Source organism: Microbulbifer maximicatervae (SeqCode) (genome assembly GCF_052467615.1).
This window is the reverse complement of the sequence record NZ_CP174319.1, coordinates 4,194,737-4,211,907: the sequence shown is the minus strand read 5'-3', so window position 1 is coordinate 4,211,907 and position 17,171 is coordinate 4,194,737. Positions and strand designations below refer to the sequence as shown.

Here is a 17,171-nt window from a genome sequence, read left to right as displayed (position 1 = left end):
GCTAGAGGCAGCTATCACTGCTCTAGCAACCCTGTTCAACGTGATTAATGAGTGACACCCTGAACTTCGCAAAGCTCTTCAATTTCTTCAGCGCTAAAGCCGAGCTCACCCAGCACAACGTGATTGTGCTCTCCCAGAGCTGCCCCTCGGTTAAATAAGTGGGGCTTTTGGCCGTTAAATCTAAAGGGTGTGTTGATCTGTTTAATGTCTCCATTCACAGAGCAGATCATCTCTCTGGATTGGATAAGATTGCTATCAGCAGCTTCTGTAAAATTAAGTACGGGTTCAATGCACGCATCAATATCCTGAAATATATCAATCCATTCTTTCTGGGTTTTTGTAGCAATAATTGCTGCAATATCTTTCTTAAGTGTTTCTTGTTGTCCGTCTTGGACAATGCGAGTCAGCCACTCCTTTCGGCCTATTTTTGTTAAAAATTGCTCAGCAAATTGTGGCTCTAAACTTCCCACAGAAAGATAGCGGTTATCTGCCGTGCGATAGTAATCATAATAACTTCCACCGTTTAGCAGCTCGGATTCCAGCTTGGGATCGGTATTTAAAGCCAGTGCATTGGCCCCACTAATTGCGTTTAACGCGAAACTACAGTCCGTCATACTGATATCGATATAACTGCCTTCCCCGGTTCTCTGGCGATGATATACCGCAGCCAGTATCGACATAACCGCATGGTGTGAACCGCCGGCGATGTCTGCTATCTGTGTGCCGCTCAGGCAGGGGCCATGGTCACGGTTGCCGGAATAGCTGGCCAGGCCAGATAGTGCGAGATAATTGATATCGTGCCCAGCACGTTGCTTTAATGGTCCAGTCTGGCCATATCCGGTAATCGAACAGTAAATAATGTCTGCGCGCTGTTGGCTTAAGCTTTGGTGGCCAAGGCCCAGCCTATCCATCACTCCGGGGCGGAATTGCTCGATTACAATATCGTATTGCTGAAGCAGTCGGTGAATCACCGCTTGCGCCTTTGGATTTTTTAGATCGATCGCCAGGGAGCGTTTGTTGCGGTTAATGGTTGCGTGGGCGGCGGATAGGGAAGCCGTGTCATCGACTAAAGGGGGAAAGCCCCGTAGTAAGTCTGGCCGTGTGGGAGACTCGATTCTTAGTACTTCTGCGCCTAAGTCCGCCAATAACATAGTGGCATAGGGACCGGGAAGTAGGGTAGAAAAGTCGAGTACTTTTAGCCCCTCAAGAGGGGCGCAGTGATTCTTCGTTTGCTGTTTCACTTTTTATTTCATTATTTTAATTGAGAACAGAAATTTCAATCTAGCACTTTAATTTAGTCATCGCGCAGGAGGTCTCGGGAAATAATTAATTTCATAATTTCATTGGTTCCGGCATAAATACGTGCTACACGAGCATCGGCCCAAGACCGGGCGATGGGGTATTCCCACATATAGCCATAGCCGCCATGTAACTGAACACATTCATCCAAAAGTTTGCATTGGAAATCTGTACTCAATAACTTGGCTTTCGCTGCAGTTGCAACGTCGAGTTCCTTATTATAGTGAAGCTCCAAGCAGCGATCGATAAATACCCGAAGAGCGGTTAACTCACTATCCAGCTCAGCCAGCTTGAATTGTGTATTTTGGAAGGCAGAGATGGGTTTGCCGAAAGCCTTGCGATCCCGTACGTAATCAATCGTCCATTGCAGGGCTGCTTCTGCATTAGCTATTGCATAAATTGCCACACTTAAACGTTCTTGAGGCAATTCCTGCATTAAATAAATAAATCCCTGTCCCTCTCCACCGAGAAGGTTTTCCGCAGGGACTTTGACATCATCAAAGAACAGCTCTGAAGTATCCTGGGCCTTCATGCCTATTTTTTCTAGGTTACTGCCTCTCTTGAATCCAGGGCTATCTGCTTCCACAAGCAGCAAACTGACCCCAGAGGCCCCTTCGTGAGGGTCGGTTTTGGCCACGACAATAACCAGGTCTGCCTGCTGTCCATTGGTAATAAAAATCTTGGAACCATTGAGCAGATAGTGATCCCCTTTGCGCACCGCTGTGGTTCTCACGCCTTGGAGATCCGATCCTGCACCGGGTTCGGACATGGCGATAGCGGTAATCATCTCACCACTAATGCATTTGGGAAGGTACTTTTTCTTCTGTTCTTCCGTGCCATAATTAATAATGTAGGGCACTGCAATATTAGAGTGCAGGCCCCAGCCAATACCGGAAAGTCCCGCTCGGGCTACCTCTTCATCAATAATGGAGTTGTAGCCATAGTCCAGCCCCAAGCCACCATACTTTTCGTCAACTTGCGGACACAGAAAGCCCATTTCTCCAGCTTTATTCCACAGTTTACGATCTACCTGACCATCTTTTTCCCACTGATGGTGGTAGGGTACAGCTTCATTCTCTAAAAATTTACGTAAAGTTTCTCGAAACTGTTCGTGATCTTCGTTGTAAACAGTTCTTGGTACCATCCTTACACCACCGCATTTTATTACTGAAAAATTGAACCAGTGTTTTGATTGGCGATGTAAACAGCAAGACTTTAAAAGCCTGTTTACATCGCTCAAACCCCTGGGTTAAGGGTTGTCCGCCAGAGCTTTTCCTGACTCTGCCAGATCCAGCAAAATTGCTGGCGGGGCAAATCGATCCCCATAGGCATCAGCCAGTTGCTGGGCGCGTTGGGTAAACGCTTTCAGGCCAAACTGGCTGATGTATTGCAATGCACCACCGGTCCAGGGTGGGAAGCCGATACCGAAGATAGAGCCAATATTGGCATCGCGTACGCTGCGTAGCACATCCTCTTGATAACAGCGAAGTGTCTCCAGAGCCATAATAAACAGCAGCCGTTCCTTCACATCTTCTATCGGCAGTGCCTCTTTGGCGGGAAACTCCTTCTCAAGGCCACTCCATAAGTGCTTTTTCCCGCCCTCAGGGTAAGTATAGAAGCCGCCACCTGCGGCCTTACCAGCGCGACCCACTTCAAGCATTCGGTCGATCACTCCGTCGGCGGGATGCGTGGGGGCGGGTTTACCCTCTTTTTGCAGGTCATTGATGGTCTGCTGGCGTATCCGGCTCATCAGCGTTAAGGAGACCTCGTCACTAACAGCTAGAGGGCCGACTGGGAAGCCAGCTAGGGCTGCGGCATTTTCAATGGTGGCGGGATTAACCCCTTCGCTGAGCATGCCGATACCTTCATTGGTAAAGCAGCCGAATACCCTTGAGGTGAAGAAGCCACGGCTGTCGTTAACAACGATAGGAGTCTTGCCAATCTGCAATACAAAGGCGAAGGCTTGGGCGAGAGTCTCATCACTGGTTTGCTCCCCACAGATAATTTCCACCAGTGGCATCTTGTCGGCAGGGGAGAAGAAATGTAGACCGATAAATTGCTGGGGACGGTCGGAAGCTTGAGCGAGCCCAGTGATCGGCAGTGTCGAAGTGTTGGAGGCAAATACTGCATTTTTCGGCAGCTGTACTTCGGCTTCCTGGGTAACTTTACGCTTGAGTTCCCGGTCTTCGAAAACTGCTTCTATCACCAACTCACAATCAGCCAGGTCGGTATTGCTGTCTGTGGGCGTGATACGGGAGAGGATCTGATTGACCTTGTCCTCGGTAATGCGACCCCGCTGTAAGCGTTTTTGCAGGGATTTCTCTGCATATTGTTTGCCGGCTAAGGCACCTTCCATGGATACATCTTTTAATACGACATCAACACCTTTACTGGCACAGGCGTAGGCAATGGCTGAGCCCATCATGCCGGCGCCGAGTATGCCAATTTTTTGCATGGGCGACGTTTTATGATCGCGGGCGGCGGCGGGCAGTGATGCTCCGGCTTTGACCTCATTGAGTGCAAACCAGAAAGTACCGATCATGTTTTTGGCAACCTGCCCGCAAGCGAGGCCTACAAAATGTCGGGATTCAATTCGCGTAGCAGTTTCGAAGTCGACCCGGGACCCTTCGACGACGGTTGCCATTATCGACTCTGGCGCCGGCAGACATCCCTTGGTTTTTTTCTCCAGCATTGCTGGGGCGATCATCAGTAACTGCGCATTTTTAGGGTTCTTTGCGTCCCCTCCCGGCATCCGGTAATCCGGTTGATCCCAAGGCTGAGCAACAGGTTGCTCACTATTCTCTCGAATATAAGAGACAGCCTTCTCTAGTAATTCATTTTCACTGGTAACGAGCTGATGTACCAGACCGGCTTTGAGAGCCTGTTGCGGCCTCACCTGTTTTCCTTCCAGTAAGTAGGGTAGAGACTCCTGGATGCCTAAAAGGCGGGGCATACGTACACAGCCGCCACCACCAGGTAGTAAGCCTAATGTGACTTCAGGCAATCCCAGTTTTATTGCGGTGCTATCGATAACAATACGCTGATGGCAGCTGAGGGCAATTTCCCAGCCACCGCCCAAAGCTGTGCCATTAATCGCAGCAACGACGGGTTTACCCTGGGTTTCCAGCCAGCGCAGGTTGGCTTTCATTGATTCGCAAGATTCGAAGAAAGGTTTAGCTTCTTCAATTTTTGCCGCAAATAAAGATTTGAGGTCGCCGCCGGCAAAAAAGGTATTTTTTGTGGAGCGAACAATAATTCCAGAAAACTCTTGCTGCTTGAGTTGTTCAACCGCTGCGCTCAGCGACTCGGTAAAATCCCGGTCCATCACATTGGCTGAGGCATTGGGGTTGTCCATGATCAGGTGGACAATATTGTGATCGTCTTTTTCCAGGCGAATGGATTTCATAGTCTGCCCCCTAAACTCTTTCGATAATGGTTGCTACACCCATACCGCCACCCACACATAGTGTGACCAGGCCGTAGCGAAGTTGCCGTTGTTCCAGCTCATCCAGTACTGTGCCGATCAGCATTGCACCAGTCGCGCCGAGGGGGTGGCCCATAGCGATTGAGCCGCCGTTAACGTTGAGTTTTTGTGGGTCCACGTCCAACTCGTGTTGGAAACGCATCACCACTGCCGCGAAGGCTTCATTCACCTCAAAGAGGTCAATATCCTGCACCGTCAGGCCTGCGGCCTTCAGGGCTTTGCGAGTGGCGGGCGCGGGGCCTGTGAGCATGATAGTGGGTTCGGTACCCACTACCGCAGCGGAGACAATACGGGCGCGGGGGCTGAGCCCCAGATCTCGCCCGGCCTGTTCACTGCCGATCAGTAGGGCGGCTGCGCCATCGACGATTCCTGAGGAATTTCCCGCAGTGTGAACATGGTTGATTGATTCGACCTGTGGGTAACGGGATATGGCAATGCTGTCGAAGCACAGCTCACCCATCCCGGCAAAGGATGGCTTGAGTTGTGCCAGGGCCTCTATGGACGCATCTGGGCGCACCAGCTGGTCGTGATCGAGAATGGTCAGGCCATTTTGGTCACGTACGGGAATCACAGATTTTTCGAAAGCACCGCGTTTCCAGGCGGCTGCCGCTTTGTGCTGAGAGTCCAGCGCAAAGTTATCCACATCCTCGCGGGAAAATCCTCCGAGTGTAGCGATCAAGTCCGCGCCAATGCCCTGGGGTGCAAATCCAGTATCTATTGCTGTGCGTGGGTCCATCGCCCAGGCGCCGCCGTCGCTGCCCATGGGCACCCGCGACATGGACTCTACGCCTCCGGCCACTACCAGATGCTCCCACCCGGAGCGAACTTTGGTAGCGGCGAGATTGACCGCTTCGGCACCGGAGGCACAGAAGCGATTTAGAGTTACGCCACCGATATCCCAGTCCCAATTGGCAGCTAAAGCTGCAACTTTTGCGATATCGGCACCCTGATCTCCGATCGGTGTAACACAGCCCATAACGATGTCGTCCACTTTGGCAGTGTCGAATCTATTGCGGGTCTGTAATTCTTTCAGGAGATCTGAAAGCAGGGTGATAGGTTTGACTTCGTGAAGGGCACCGCTGGATTTGCCTCTGCCCCGCGGGGTGCGGATAGCATCGTAGATGTAGGCTTCGGTTGGCACGGTTTTAGCCTCTTTTTATTTTATGGTTTCGCTTATTACCATAGTGCGGTGCAGCTTGGGTTCAATGATAAAAATTGCCACGGAAGATGACTCAGCTTCCAGGTACTACCGAAAAATTCCTAGTCAAATATCTTTTTATTTATTCCAAATTAACCTAACCATGTGGAGGTACTGCCGTACACTCAAGTAAGGCGCCTAAATCTATTGAAATTTTGGCACGGTAAATTGGCACTTAAATTATCTTTGCGGCTGGAGAAATTCCATGTCAGGCAGGGTAATGGGTGATTCAGGGCATCTGAGAAAAGTTTGAATGGGTAACACACGGGTGACCCCGGACAAATAAATGTACTTTGACGGTCCCTGAGGTGGTGAGCGAGGTTTGGCTATGGCGGATAATGTTTTGGATATGGCTACCGGCCAATTGGGCTCCGGGGGTATTGATGCGCTGACAAAGGCTTTGAATTTGCCGGCAGGGCAAGGTGAAGCTGCACTCTGCTCAGGCGTTGCTTACATACTGGCTGGTATGTTGAACAGGGCCAGTAGTAAAACAGGAATGGGTTATTTATTTAATTTAATTTCTGAAAGTGAAGCGCTGGATTTGTCTAAATTCGCCACCGCTATTTCCTCACCAGAAAAGTTGAAGTCAATTACAGACATCGGTGAGAAAATGCTGGAAAAAATTTTCAGCAGTCGTAAAAAAGAGGTCCTGGAAGTTGCAGCGAATAATTTGGGGAACGAGGGCGGAGATCTATTGAGTGTATCCGCACCGATAGTTACTTCGTTGATGCAAAACCAGGCCAAAGCTCAAAAAATGGATATTTCCGACTTGGCTTCATTCCTGATTGGGCAGCGGGAGCATTTACAGGGGTATATACCGGATAACCTTCTTCAAGCAATCGACGTTCCAGATTTTGGGAAGTTGGGAGATGCTCTGGTTACCCATGGCCACGCCAAACCCCAGGAACCTCGGGCTACAGCAATTCAAGGGCCCGAAGAAAAACGTAAACCGGTTAGTTTCAGTAGCTGGTTTTTTCCTTTGCTGTTGGTACTTGTGGTTCTCTACGCATTGAATATGTGTATGTTGAAAGGAAAAAAGGAAAAATCAGAAAGTAATCCTTCCATGACCTCCCAGGAAGCGAGCTTTATGGAGTCCGCTTCACAGCCGGTAGGGGATTCCCCCCTTGAAAAAGCGGAAGAGGAAGCGCAACTGGGCCCCGATAACTTTTCCAGTAATTTACGTGATTATCTCAAGAGCTTTTCAGACAATCCCGACCGGGAATTCCCCATGCGAGTGAACTTTGAAAAGGGAACTGCAAAAATCACCAACCCTGCAGCTGAGGATATCGATGCTCTGGCAAAAATCATGCAGGACAACCCCAACTTAACCATTGCTATTGAAGGGCATGTAAAAGGTGAGGGTAATGAAATTGCAGAGCAGGAAATGTCCCAAGAACGTGCGGATGTAGTGAAAGAACTTCTACTGAAGAAGGGGATAGCGGCAAATCGTATCACTGCAACAGGAATGGGCTCAGCTAAGCTTGTCCCGGAAGATATGGCGGAGAAGAGGGACCAAAAAGCCCTTAATGTTGAGCGAGTTAGTATCCGGGTAGTGACAAACTCTCAGGAGTAGCCGGGATACGGGAATCCCTTTAAAGGATATTTTCCAAGGTAGATTTCATTTATAAAAAATCCCGGTCTTTTGACCGGGATTTTTAGCGTCGCCTTAACTACGGAATTTATCCCTGTAAGCTCCAGGAGCTAGCCCCGTCCACTTTTTAAATGCGCGATTAAAAGCGCTGGGTTCGGAAAAGCCCAGGCGCTCGGCAATTTCAGCTACAGCAGTTTCCTGCTGCTTCAACTGGTAAACCGCCATATCCCGCCGAACAGAGTCTTTAATATCCTGCCAGCTGTTGCCCTCCTCTTTGAGGCGGCGGCGCAGCGTCTGTGGAGATGTGTATAAACGTGCGGCGACATCATCCAGTGACAGATTTTCGATACTGTTTTGCTGTTGCAGCATACGGCGAATACGACCGGTGAAACTGTGGTCGGATTTGTATTGGGTCAACAGGCACTCGGGGGCGCGGGACAGGAAGTCTGCCAGCTGTTGCTCATCGCGTACCAGGGGCATTTGCAAATAGCGAGTGTTAAATACCAGGCAGGTTTCACCTTGGTTAAAGTAGTGCCTGCAAGGGAACATATCGCTGTAGTCTTCGTTGTAGTCGGGCGGGGGAAACGCCAGAAGAACGCGCTCTAATAAAATGGTACGGTCGATCAGCCAGCTAAAAAAGCGCAACCAGATTACCGCGATAGATTCGACGAAAATTTGGTTGGGCAATTTTTTTTCATTGGTGTGGTGAATGATCAGTCGAGCTTCTTCACCGTCCTCGACCAGCTTGATGTGCAAGTCGTCACTCACCATGCTGATAAAGCGGCTAGAGCGAAGCAGAGCTCGGCGCAGGTTGGGACAGGTGATACAAGCGTGCCCCATCATGGCAAAAGTGCCCGGCAGCCAAGGGCGCGCCAGGAATCCTCCTGACTCATCGTTCAGAAAATCCCACTCAAGGCGTAACAAGTTGGCCATCTGCTCCCGGCCAACGCGGCTATCGGGATCATCTAGCTGGGCGGGGGCGATTCCGCTATCGATGAGTAGTTGTTGGCAGTCCAGTCCGGTCGCTTGTGCGCCAACCAGATGGGCCTTTACCGCAGCGGCGGGAATACCTAGCCCCGCTTCGCGGAGTTTGGGGTTTTCATTGTCCACTCTTTCAGCCTCACAATTATTTTCTGTCTGCTGCTGTATTACGGTATGGATTATGCGCAAACAGAGAGAGAAAGTCAGGCTTCTGCTTAATTTATATGCAACTGCCTGTGCTTTTATTAGTGGTGACAGTTTCGAACTTAATGGGCTTATGGAATAAAAGTTGTCTATTTCTGTCTTTTAATGTGTATTTTTTGCGTTAACGACTGAAAATCCCAGTTTTGCTCTCAACAATTTTCTATGCTTGATCCTCTGTGGACTGACAGTTCTTTTAAAGTTTGATAGCGATAGTGAATCACTATTTCCTCGACCTGTAAGTCATATTCGTCAACAATAGGAAAAATTCCGTTAGTGAAGGACTGGTCAAATGTCACCGACGTCTGTTGCAAGTCTGTTAAACCCGACCATCTGCCGGCGAATGTTGATTGCTTACCTGATCGAGCATATTCCGCGTCCCAATAATCCTACTTTGGAGGAGGCAACTGGATGGCCTCGCCGTACGGTGCAGGACATTATTGCGAAAGGATTGCCGGGGCATGGCACAGTTGTAGAGTTCATTCAGGAAGGCGTGCGCCACAATGACGGCTACTACCTGCTGCGTGATTGGGGCTCTTTTGACAAGAATTGGGTGAAAACCAATTTGCCGATTATTTGCCAGGTGTTAGATGTAAAGCTGGATTTGAGTGACGCAATGAGCTGATCAGAGCGCCACTCACAAAGTTGTATTACTGCTGTGGCGCGTGGCTTTGCTGAAGAATTTTGTTCACTTTCTCCAGTAGGGCGGGATTCGATTTAATGCTGTTGGCAATTTCCTGGTATTTGGTTTTGGAAAGGCCGGCTTTTTCAATTGCGGCGATCATTTTTCCCTGTGCTTCTTTGTTGATCGCTTCCGCTTCCTTGATATCGGCAGCCGCTTTCAGTTTGGGTGCGTATTCTCGACTCAGCATCACGATAGAGCGATAGGCGTTGGCAAATTGCTTGAGCTGCGGTTCGCTAAACGAAGCTTTGGGGGCGGTTGTTTGGCTGGTAGCAGGTTGTGCGAAGGTCATCGGCACGCTGAGTGATATTGCCAATACAGCCAGGTATTTCAAAAAGAGCTTCATCGGGCACTCCAAAAAGTATAAGGACGCTTTTGCTTCTCAGAGGGAGCACCCAGCGTCACGTTGGGGCTGTAAATTTATGCTTGTGGCGGAGCTTTAGTGACCTGTACCAAGTCTAAAGCGGGTAGCTATTAGTCTTCAGCGTAGTCAGTTTCTGGCGCCTTGTAGCGCCTTTTTCCGCCAGCAAGGAGAATTTTTCCTGGAGTGGTTGTGAGGTCATAAAATTTAGTGAGCGGCTGCCGCCGCTCATAATGCAGAGAACTGCACCGAATTTAAACCGAGGTGGGCCTTGCGACTAACGGTCGCTGTGATCAGCTAGAAAATCCAGAGAAATTTCTTGCGTTTTTTCAGCGACTGTTCGCAGCTATTGAGTTGTTGCTGATATTTTTGCGCCCTGGCAGATACCTTGTGGGATACATTCTTTAGCCAGGCTTTATTCTGGAAAGTGCGCCGATTAAAACCACCGTGCCCCTCGTGGTAGGCGAGGTAAAGGCTGTAGGTGTCATTGGCGCGTATCTGGCACTGGCGTGCACTGGTGTTGTTATACCAGCCGATAAAATCGATGGCGTCGCCAAAATCATCCCGATCGGCACCGTAGTTAAAGGAAGACCTTTGGTAGTGGCGCCAAGTGGTCCCCAGAGCCTGGGGATAACCGTAGGCATCGGACGGCCTCGGGCCGGGGATAAAGCCCAGGATCTTGGTGCGCGGGGGCTTGGCATCATGCACAAAACGGGATTCCTGGTGCATGATTGCCATCATCACTGCAATTGGAGAGCCCCATTTTTCCTCCGCATCTTTTGCCTCGCCGTACCACTTCTTTTTTTCCTGGAAAATAGAGCAGACGTTGTCGAGATTACTTGGAGGCGCGGTTGCACAGCCGCTGCTCAGTGCAACAGCACTGAGCAAAACCAGCAGTCCGCATTTTTTATTTTTTTTGTGCATAACTATTTACGACATGTTTAAACGGTAATGGTCTTCACTCCGGCACCGGTGCCAAGCAGTAAAATATCGGCGGAGCGCTTGGCAAAGATACCATTGGTTACCACACCGGTAATGTTATTGATGGTTTCTTCAAGGACAGTGGGGTGTTCGATACGCAGATTGTATACATCGAGAATGGCATTGCCATTATCTGTGATCACACCTTGACGATAAACCGGATCACCGCCCAGTTTAACCAGCTCCCGGGCAACCAGTGAGCGTGCCATGGGGATAACTTCAACCGGTAGGGGAAACTCTCCCAGGACTTTTACCCACTTGCTCTCATCGGCAATGCAGATAAATTCTTCAGAGCAGGCCGCCACGATTTTTTCTCTAGTCAATGCAGCACCACCACCTTTGATCATTTCAAGGGCCGGGTTCACTTCATCGGCACCATCCACATAGAACTGGATGCCGTCGACGGCATTAAGCTCATAAACGGGAATGCCGTGGGATTTGAGTCGCTGTGCGGAGGCTTCAGAACTGGCCACAGTACCGTCAAAGGTACCTTTGATCTCCGCCAGGTAATCGATAAAGAAGTTAGCGGTGGAACCGGTACCTACGCCGACAATGGAATTGTCCTCCAGGCGCGGGGCGATATAGTCGATAGCGGCGCGAGCTGTCGCCTGTTTCAATTCATCCTGGGTCATACTCTGGATAGTTTCCTTTGCAATTATTTCGCCTTAATTTGTATCTGACGATAAAAAAAAGCGCATCTGGTTGTTTTTTGTGGCAAATATGCTTCTCAAGGCTTAGACTGTCATGCCGGTGCTGCGCTTCACACAGGGCCTTTGTAACCCTGCTATTAGTCTACGCTGAGTCGCGCACAGTAATTAACCGCTACGGCCGTCAAACACGTCATGCCCAAGTCCTATATCAAGCGCATTTTAGACGCACGTATTTACGATGTCGCTACCGAGACGCCATTGGAGCAAATGCGCCAACTCTCCCATCGCTTTAACAACCGGATTCTGTTGAAGCGCGAAGATCTGCAGCCGGTGTTTTCCTTCAAGATTCGAGGGGCATACAACAAGCTCCTGCAGTTGCCCGCCGAGGAGCGGGCCCGGGGAGTGATTGCTGCATCGGCGGGTAACCATGCCCAGGGGCTTGCCCTGAGCGCTGCCCAAATGGGAGTGCGCGCCACTATAGTGATGCCCAAAACCACCCCGCAAATTAAGGTGAGTGCTGTGCGCATGCGCGGTGCCGAAGTCGTGCTACATGGAGATACTTTTGATGAAGCGGCGGCGAGGGCTCGAGAGCTGGTTGAAGAGCGGGGGTTGGTATTTATCCACCCCTACGATGACCCCGATGTAATCGCCGGCCAGGGCACCGTGGCTATGGAGATGCTGCGACAGCACTCGGGTAACCTGGACGCGGTGTTTATTCCGGTCGGAGGGGGTGGTTTAGCTGCGGGTATGGCCGCCTATATCAAATATGTACGTCCGGAAACCAAAGTGTACGGTGTAGAGCCGCAGGATGCTGCCTGTCTGGAGGCCGCGCTGAAAGCCGGCGAGCGCGCTCGGCTAGCGGAGGTGGGCTTGTTTGCCGATGGTGTTGCCGTTGCACAAATCGGTGAGGAGACCTTCCGGGTTCTGCGCGAAACCGTGGATGGGGTTATCACTGTTAGTACCGATGAAATCTGTGCGGCCATTAAGGATATATTCGAGGATACACGCTCTATCGCTGAGCCGGCCGGGGCCGTCGGTTTGGCGGGGCTGAAGAAATATCTGGAGCAAAACGACAATCGCAATGGCACCTTCGCCACAGTGTGCAGTGGAGCCAATATTAATTTTGATCGCCTGCGCTACATTAGTGAGCGCACTGAGATCGGTGAAAAGCGCGAGGCGGTCCTCGCAGTAAAAATTGCTGAGCAACCGGGAAGTTACCTGCAGTTCTGCCGGGATTTAGGGGACCGCTCAATTACTGAGTTTAACTATCGTTTTGCCAGCGATAACGAAGCGCATATCTTTGTGGGCCTGCAGGTGGTATCTGAGGAAGACCGCAGCCAATTGGTCAGTCAGCTTGAGTCCAAAGATTATCAGGTTACAGATCTCACCGATAACGAAATGGCGAAACTGCATATTCGCCATTTAGTGGGAGGTAGAGTGCCGGGCTTGCCCGACGAAGTTATTTACCGCTTTGAATTTCCCGAGCGCCCGGGGGCCTTACGCAAGTTCCTCGAGCATCTCGCCGGGCGTTGGAATATAACGCTGTTTCACTACCGCAATCACGGTGCAGCTTATGGGCGTGTCCTTGTGGGATTGCAGGTGGAGCCGGCAGCGAGGGACGAACTACAGACACTATTACACCAACTTCAATTTCGTTTTTGGGATGAAACGCAGAATCCGGCTTATCGGTTATTTTTGGGCGCTTAAACCATCGCTTCCCGATACCTGAGAAAGACGTCTCATTTATCGAAACGTGTATAGACTGCAAATCCTGTTTTGTCGAACTTGCTTGTCTAATTTTGAGACAAAAAACTCATAAAATATCCAATAAACGGTTACTATTACGCCGCTTCTTGAGTATTGTCTATTCGCGTGGAACTTTTGCTGTGGCTCTGGTCATAAGCGGGGCGAAACGCATATAAAAACAAAATTATCGTACAGGATGGTCCCAATGAAAGCCGATGCGCTGACAATCGCTGTGGTTGTCTTTGTCGCGGGCGTTCTGTTGAGTACCAGTGGTTTATCTGAGGTATTTTCTTCCGAAGCTGAACCGCCGGCTGCTCTGCAACAGGGAGTGGTTACCCGTTAGGCTGATGCCGGGGGGGCGCTCTGCCCACGAGCAAACACAAAAAAAGCCGGACACTTAGGTGTCCGGCTTTTTTTGTACTCCACTATCCACTTTTTAGCGGCAGCGGTAAATCCTTTGCTCTGTAACCACCATATCCAGTGGGATATCCCAATTGTCTGTGGGCAGGTTATCCACACATTGTAGATGGTGCGCCGCGCCGATAAGTTGTGGTCCAGTGCCTGGTAATAACTGTTTGCGCTCAAAAGTCCGATCGTAGAAACCGGCCCCCATACCCAAGCGCGCTCCGCTGGGGTCGAAGGCGACCAGAGGAACCAAAACAAGATCCAGGAGCTTGGGAGCGCGGTGAGCTGTGCGCACAGGCTCCGGAATGCGATAGCGATTGCGAAAAGCCAGGGGTTCGCCTTGCCAACGCCTGAACCGGAGGTGGGGGTGTGGTTCTGCCGGCAGCTGTGGCAAATAAAAATGTTTTTGTGGAAAACGTTGCAGCAGGTAGCGGACATCCAGCTCGCCATCAGTCGGCCAATAGATACCGACATGCACTGCTCGATTCATTTGTGGGATACGGCTCAGGAGAGTGATGGCTGCACGGCCATGCAAACGCTGTTGATAGGCGCTGAGTTCCCGTCGCCCCGCGCGCATACGGCGGCGCAGTTGCGTTTTGGTTTCAGTCATTGTGGGAAGAGAAGAGCGTGAAGAAATAGGGTACCCCGAGTGTGCGGCTGTAGACGGAGCCTTGAACCGTAAGGTTCAAGGTGGTGGGATCCGGAGTACATAAGGCTTTCCGCTACAAGGCGGACTTGCTCACCAGCACCCGCTGGAAACCACCGGGGTAAGATTATCGGCTCAAGGACATAGTCTGCTGGCCAACACCCCAGGGTATGAACCAATTATAACTTGTAGAGCGGGGGGCTGTTAACCAGAAATTTAAATGAAGTGACCGGTAGCAGAAAGTGGCTTCTTGTCACCTTACTCCTGAAGTTTTTCTTCCGAGTCTATTTCGCCCAATGCACTTTGCACCTTATCAGTAAGCCGCTCCAACATTTCCTCTTGCAGGGGAATGGAGCTGAGCTCAGCTTTCGCCTGGATAAGCTCGTGGGCAATATTAAGCGCTGCCATTACGGCGATACGCTCTAAGCCGATGACAGTACCTGTTGCGCGGATGCGGGACATGCGTTCGTGTAGCAGGTGTGCCGAAGCCTGTAGTCCGGCGCGCTCGCTTTCCGCGCAGGCGACACGGTACTCTTTATCGAGAATAGAAACAGTTACAGTTTCGGAGGGTGATGCGGTTTCAGACATCAGGTATCTTGCGTTAGCCCCTTAAGACGGTTAATCATAGCTTCTACCCGCGAGCGGGCGGCCTCGTTATTTTTTATCAGGCGCTGGCGTTCACGCAGCCAGTCGGCTTCCTGCCGGCGTAATTCACGATTGTCATCCGCCAATTGTTGACAGCGGGCAATGAGTGAATCCACGGTGCTTTCTAGCGCTTGCAGCTTATCCATATTTCCTGCATTTGAGGTCGACGTCTGAGTTCGCAACACGACAGACTGCGAGGGATTCCGCTACTATATTGCCGGCGTATTGGTGGGTCAATCGCTGCACCTGCGCGGACAATCACAAAATTGTCTCTTAATGCCTCAAATTCCCGGTTTGGCACTAGTGTGACGGCCGGATTGAAAAGCCTAATTTACAAAAAGCTGTACGGTAACCATGACTTCTGAAGCTAGCCGATTTGAACTCCTCGCCAACGCCATTCTCTCAGCTGGGGGGCAGGCTGACCCCAGTGAATTGCACGGTTTTATCTGTGGCATTTTGGCGGCGGGCGAGCGACCGGACAAACAGCGTTGGCAGAATGAGCTGGCCGGATTGCTCGATGTGGAGGCGGTGCCGGCAGATCTCAATCGGGATTTTTTCCAGCTGACTGAGGAAAGCCACAAGCAGCTCGACGGCTCTAACTTCGATTTTCAGTTGGTGCTGTGCGATGACGAAGATGTTGTCTCCCGCGCTCTGGCGCTGGGTCATTGGTGCGATGGATTCCTGCACGGCTTTGGTGTCGGCGGGGCCCGGGAAAAATTGATGCCCACCAGTGACGAAGCTTTAAAAGATATTAGTGCCATCGCTCAATTGGATGCCGAACATGTTGAAGAGGGTGAGGAGACTGAGCTGCAACTGGTGGAACTGCAGGAATACGTGCGCGTAGCCGTACTCAATATATTTACTGAGGTAAAGGGTAAGGACTCCAATAGCGAGCCCACCATTCACTGATGTCTAAGACCCCGAAAACCACAGCGGGAATCAGTCGATCTGAGTACGCCCGCCGACGCAACCGCCTGATGGCAGATTTGCCCGCAGGTAGTTTGGCAATCGTGTCATCTGCTGGGGAGCAACTGCGTTCCCGGGATACTTATTTTCCGTTTCGCCAGGACAGTGATTTTTTGTATTTCACTGGGTTTGATGAACCGGAAGCGCTGCTGGTTTTGGTGCCGGGACGAACACAGGGAGAAACCCTGTTGTTCTGTCGCGAGCGCGATGCGGAAAAAGAAAAGTGGGATGGCCCGCGCCTGGGGCCGGAGCGCGCGATGCAGCAGTGCGGCTTGAACGATGCATTTCCCATCGGTGATCTCGATGATATTTTGCCGGGGCTGCTAGAAGGGCGCGAGCTGCTCTATTTCCCCATGGGCCGCTACGCCCATTTGGATAAGCGAATCCGCAATTACCTGGAGCGGATTACCGCAGCGCCGGATACCGGGGGGGCACCGGAAATGGTCGACCTCGATTACCAGTTGCGGGAAATGCGACTGATCAAGTCGGCCCAGGAAATTCGCTTAATGGAGCAGGCGGCCAAAATCAGTGCCGAGGCACACAGCCGGGCTATGACCCGATGCCAGCCGGGCCTTTACGAATACCAGCTGGAGGCTGCTCTCCTGCATACCTTTGTCGACTCCGGAGCTCGGGAAACAGCCTATCCCACTATCGTTGGGGGTGGCGGCAATGCGTTGGTGATGCACTATTGCAGTAATAATGCCCAGTTGCGCGATGGGGACTTGGTGCTGGTGGATGCGGGCTGTGAGTACCGTGGTTATGTGGCCGATATTACTCGCACCTATCCGGTTAATGGTTCATTTAGCGGACCGCAGCGCGCACTTTATGAGATCGTTTTGGCGGCACAGCAAGCGGCGATTGAACAGGTTTCAGTGGGCAATCACTGGGACCATCCCCACGCTGCCAGTGTTGAGATAATCACTCAGGGGTTGGTCGATTTAGGACTGTTGCGAGGCGACACCCAGGGGTTGATAGAGTCTGGCGCTTATCGGCAGTTTTATATGCACCGGGTTGGCCATTGGCTGGGCATGGATGTGCACGATGTGGGTGATTATCGCATTCATGGAGCCTGGCGCCAGCTGGAAGCCGGAATGGTAATGACGGTCGAACCCGGAATTTATGTCCCGGAGGACGATGAGAGTATTCCCGCAGAATTTCGCGGGATCGGGATTCGAATCGAAGATGATGTCGCACTTACCAATAGAGGGCCTCAGATCCTCTCAGCAGCGGCTCCAAAAGCGATTGAAGATATTGAATACACCATGCTTCACGGACGGGACTTACTGACCCGTTAGAAGTGATTGTTGGATTGTTCGGCCAATAATATTTCAATGC

General features: G+C 51.0%; 16 protein-coding genes, 1 other RNA gene and 1 pseudogene. 6 read left to right on the top strand and 12 right to left on the bottom strand.

All coding sequences use genetic code 11. The features are described from left to right. Positions 1-44 precede the first annotated feature (44 nt). The 4 genes from ACJJIM_RS18515 to ACJJIM_RS18500 all read right to left on the bottom strand — a co-directional run bounded on the left by ACJJIM_RS18515 (position 45) and on the right by ACJJIM_RS18500 (position 5,924). Entirely contained in the window at positions 45-1,241 is a 1,197-nt protein-coding gene (locus tag ACJJIM_RS18515) for a CaiB/BaiF CoA transferase family protein (protein ID WP_444911691.1), read from the bottom strand. 53 nt (positions 1,242-1,294) lie between these two features. Further along, positions 1,295-2,443, bottom strand: a complete 1,149-nt coding sequence (locus ACJJIM_RS18510; RefSeq protein WP_444911690.1) for an acyl-CoA dehydrogenase family protein — start codon at positions 2,441-2,443, stop codon at positions 1,295-1,297. Positions 2,444-2,548: 105 nt separating this feature from the next. Beyond that, positions 2,549-4,705: a 3-hydroxyacyl-CoA dehydrogenase NAD-binding domain-containing protein gene (locus tag ACJJIM_RS18505; RefSeq protein ID WP_444911689.1), complete on the bottom strand. Its 2,157-nt coding sequence runs from the start codon at positions 4,703-4,705 to the stop codon at positions 2,549-2,551. A 10-nt stretch (positions 4,706-4,715) separates the two neighbouring features. After that, on the bottom strand, positions 4,716-5,924 hold the full coding sequence (locus tag ACJJIM_RS18500) for an acetyl-CoA C-acetyltransferase (RefSeq protein ID WP_444911688.1): 1,209 nt from the start codon (positions 5,922-5,924) through the stop codon (positions 4,716-4,718). A gap of 385 nt (positions 5,925-6,309) precedes the next feature. Between ACJJIM_RS18500 and ACJJIM_RS18495 the strand changes: the two genes are divergently transcribed. Further along, the gene (locus ACJJIM_RS18495) at positions 6,310-7,554 is read left to right on the top strand and encodes an OmpA family protein (RefSeq protein ID WP_444911687.1); all 1,245 of its coding nucleotides are present in this window, start codon (positions 6,310-6,312) and stop codon (positions 7,552-7,554) included. 93 nt (positions 7,555-7,647) lie between these two features. Here ACJJIM_RS18495 and ACJJIM_RS18490 read toward each other — a convergent pair whose 3' ends face one another. Further along, the gene (locus ACJJIM_RS18490) at positions 7,648-8,682 is read right to left on the bottom strand and encodes an AraC family transcriptional regulator (protein WP_282930930.1); all 1,035 of its coding nucleotides are present in this window, start codon (positions 8,680-8,682) and stop codon (positions 7,648-7,650) included. A 364-nt stretch (positions 8,683-9,046) separates the two neighbouring features. On the opposite strand from ACJJIM_RS18490, the gene ACJJIM_RS18485 reads away from it, so the two are divergent. Continuing rightward, positions 9,047-9,379, top strand: a complete 333-nt coding sequence (locus ACJJIM_RS18485) for a helix-turn-helix domain-containing protein (protein WP_413663608.1) — start codon at positions 9,047-9,049, stop codon at positions 9,377-9,379. A gap of 25 nt (positions 9,380-9,404) precedes the next feature. Here ACJJIM_RS18485 and ACJJIM_RS18480 read toward each other — a convergent pair whose 3' ends face one another. The 3 genes from ACJJIM_RS18480 to rpiA form a co-directional block, all read right to left on the bottom strand. Further along, positions 9,405-9,782 (bottom strand): DUF4168 domain-containing protein, encoded by a 378-nt coding sequence (locus ACJJIM_RS18480; protein ID WP_282930932.1) that lies wholly within the window; start codon positions 9,780-9,782, stop codon positions 9,405-9,407. Between the two features lie 312 nt (positions 9,783-10,094). Next, a complete protein-coding gene (locus tag ACJJIM_RS18475; protein ID WP_282930933.1) occupies positions 10,095-10,721 on the bottom strand; it encodes a transglycosylase SLT domain-containing protein in 627 nt (208 codons plus the stop codon). Between the two features lie 17 nt (positions 10,722-10,738). Continuing rightward, positions 10,739-11,410 (bottom strand): ribose-5-phosphate isomerase RpiA, encoded by a 672-nt coding sequence (gene rpiA / locus ACJJIM_RS18470; protein WP_444911686.1) that lies wholly within the window; start codon positions 11,408-11,410, stop codon positions 10,739-10,741. Between the two features lie 207 nt (positions 11,411-11,617). Here rpiA and ilvA point away from each other — a divergent pair. Further along, positions 11,618-13,135: pseudogene (gene ilvA, locus ACJJIM_RS18465) on the top strand (threonine ammonia-lyase, biosynthetic); the annotation flags it as partial. Positions 13,136-13,379: 244 nt separating this feature from the next. After that, positions 13,380-13,517 carry a hypothetical protein gene (locus ACJJIM_RS18460; RefSeq protein ID WP_192879435.1) on the top strand — a complete coding sequence of 46 codons (138 nt, stop codon included), beginning with the start codon at positions 13,380-13,382 and terminating at the stop codon, positions 13,515-13,517. A gap of 93 nt (positions 13,518-13,610) precedes the next feature. Here the strand turns inward: ACJJIM_RS18460 and ACJJIM_RS18455 are convergent, their stop codons facing one another. The 4 genes from ACJJIM_RS18455 to ACJJIM_RS18440 all read right to left on the bottom strand — a co-directional run bounded on the left by ACJJIM_RS18455 (position 13,611) and on the right by ACJJIM_RS18440 (position 15,016). Further along, positions 13,611-14,189, bottom strand: a complete 579-nt coding sequence (locus ACJJIM_RS18455) for a 5-formyltetrahydrofolate cyclo-ligase (RefSeq protein WP_413663606.1) — start codon at positions 14,187-14,189, stop codon at positions 13,611-13,613. A gap of 28 nt (positions 14,190-14,217) precedes the next feature. Then, a non-coding RNA gene (ssrS, locus tag ACJJIM_RS18450) (6S RNA) lies at positions 14,218-14,398 on the bottom strand. Between the two features lie 85 nt (positions 14,399-14,483). Next, complete coding sequence (locus tag ACJJIM_RS18445; protein ID WP_413663605.1) at positions 14,484-14,813, bottom strand: cell division protein ZapA; 330 nt, start codon at positions 14,811-14,813, stop codon at positions 14,484-14,486. Next, entirely contained in the window at positions 14,813-15,016 is a 204-nt protein-coding gene (locus ACJJIM_RS18440) for a TIGR02449 family protein (protein ID WP_108734784.1), read from the bottom strand. The genes ACJJIM_RS18445 and ACJJIM_RS18440 overlap by 1 nt, the downstream gene beginning before the upstream one ends. Before the next feature lie 208 nt (positions 15,017-15,224). On the opposite strand from ACJJIM_RS18440, the gene ACJJIM_RS18435 reads away from it, so the two are divergent. Next, a complete protein-coding gene (locus ACJJIM_RS18435; protein WP_413663604.1) occupies positions 15,225-15,779 on the top strand; it encodes a UPF0149 family protein in 555 nt (184 codons plus the stop codon). Beyond that, positions 15,779-17,131, top strand: coding sequence for a Xaa-Pro aminopeptidase (pepP, locus tag ACJJIM_RS18430; protein WP_413663603.1), 1,353 nt, complete (start codon positions 15,779-15,781; stop codon positions 17,129-17,131). The genes ACJJIM_RS18435 and pepP overlap by 1 nt, the downstream gene beginning before the upstream one ends. Positions 17,132-17,171: the final 40 nt, after the last annotated feature.

Excerpts from the sequence above, each read along its gene's own strand:
- ACJJIM_RS18445 (WP_413663605.1), bottom strand. The coding sequence starts at position 14,813 with ATGTCTGAAACCGCATCACCCTCCGAAACTGTAACTGTTTCTATTCTC.
- ACJJIM_RS18480 (WP_282930932.1), bottom strand. The coding sequence starts at position 9,782 with ATGAAGCTCTTTTTGAAATACCTGGCTGTATTGGCAATATCACTCAGC.
- ACJJIM_RS18435 (WP_413663604.1), top strand. The coding sequence starts at position 15,225 with ATGACTTCTGAAGCTAGCCGATTTGAACTCCTCGCCAACGCCATTCTC.
- ACJJIM_RS18495 (WP_444911687.1), top strand. The coding sequence starts at position 6,310 with ATGGCGGATAATGTTTTGGATATGGCTACCGGCCAATTGGGCTCCGGG.
- ACJJIM_RS18505 (WP_444911689.1), bottom strand. The coding sequence starts at position 4,705 with ATGAAATCCATTCGCCTGGAAAAAGACGATCACAATATTGTCCACCTG.
- ACJJIM_RS18485 (WP_413663608.1), top strand. The coding sequence starts at position 9,047 with ATGTCACCGACGTCTGTTGCAAGTCTGTTAAACCCGACCATCTGCCGG.
- ACJJIM_RS18475 (WP_282930933.1), bottom strand. The coding sequence starts at position 10,721 with ATGCACAAAAAAAATAAAAAATGCGGACTGCTGGTTTTGCTCAGTGCT.
- ACJJIM_RS18440 (WP_108734784.1), bottom strand. The coding sequence starts at position 15,016 with ATGGATAAGCTGCAAGCGCTAGAAAGCACCGTGGATTCACTCATTGCC.
- ACJJIM_RS18455 (WP_413663606.1), bottom strand. The coding sequence starts at position 14,189 with ATGACTGAAACCAAAACGCAACTGCGCCGCCGTATGCGCGCGGGGCGA.
- rpiA (WP_444911686.1), bottom strand. The coding sequence starts at position 11,410 with ATGACCCAGGATGAATTGAAACAGGCGACAGCTCGCGCCGCTATCGAC.
- ACJJIM_RS18460 (WP_192879435.1), top strand. The coding sequence starts at position 13,380 with ATGAAAGCCGATGCGCTGACAATCGCTGTGGTTGTCTTTGTCGCGGGC.
- pepP (WP_413663603.1), top strand. The coding sequence starts at position 15,779 with ATGTCTAAGACCCCGAAAACCACAGCGGGAATCAGTCGATCTGAGTAC.
- ACJJIM_RS18510 (WP_444911690.1), bottom strand. The coding sequence starts at position 2,443 with ATGGTACCAAGAACTGTTTACAACGAAGATCACGAACAGTTTCGAGAA.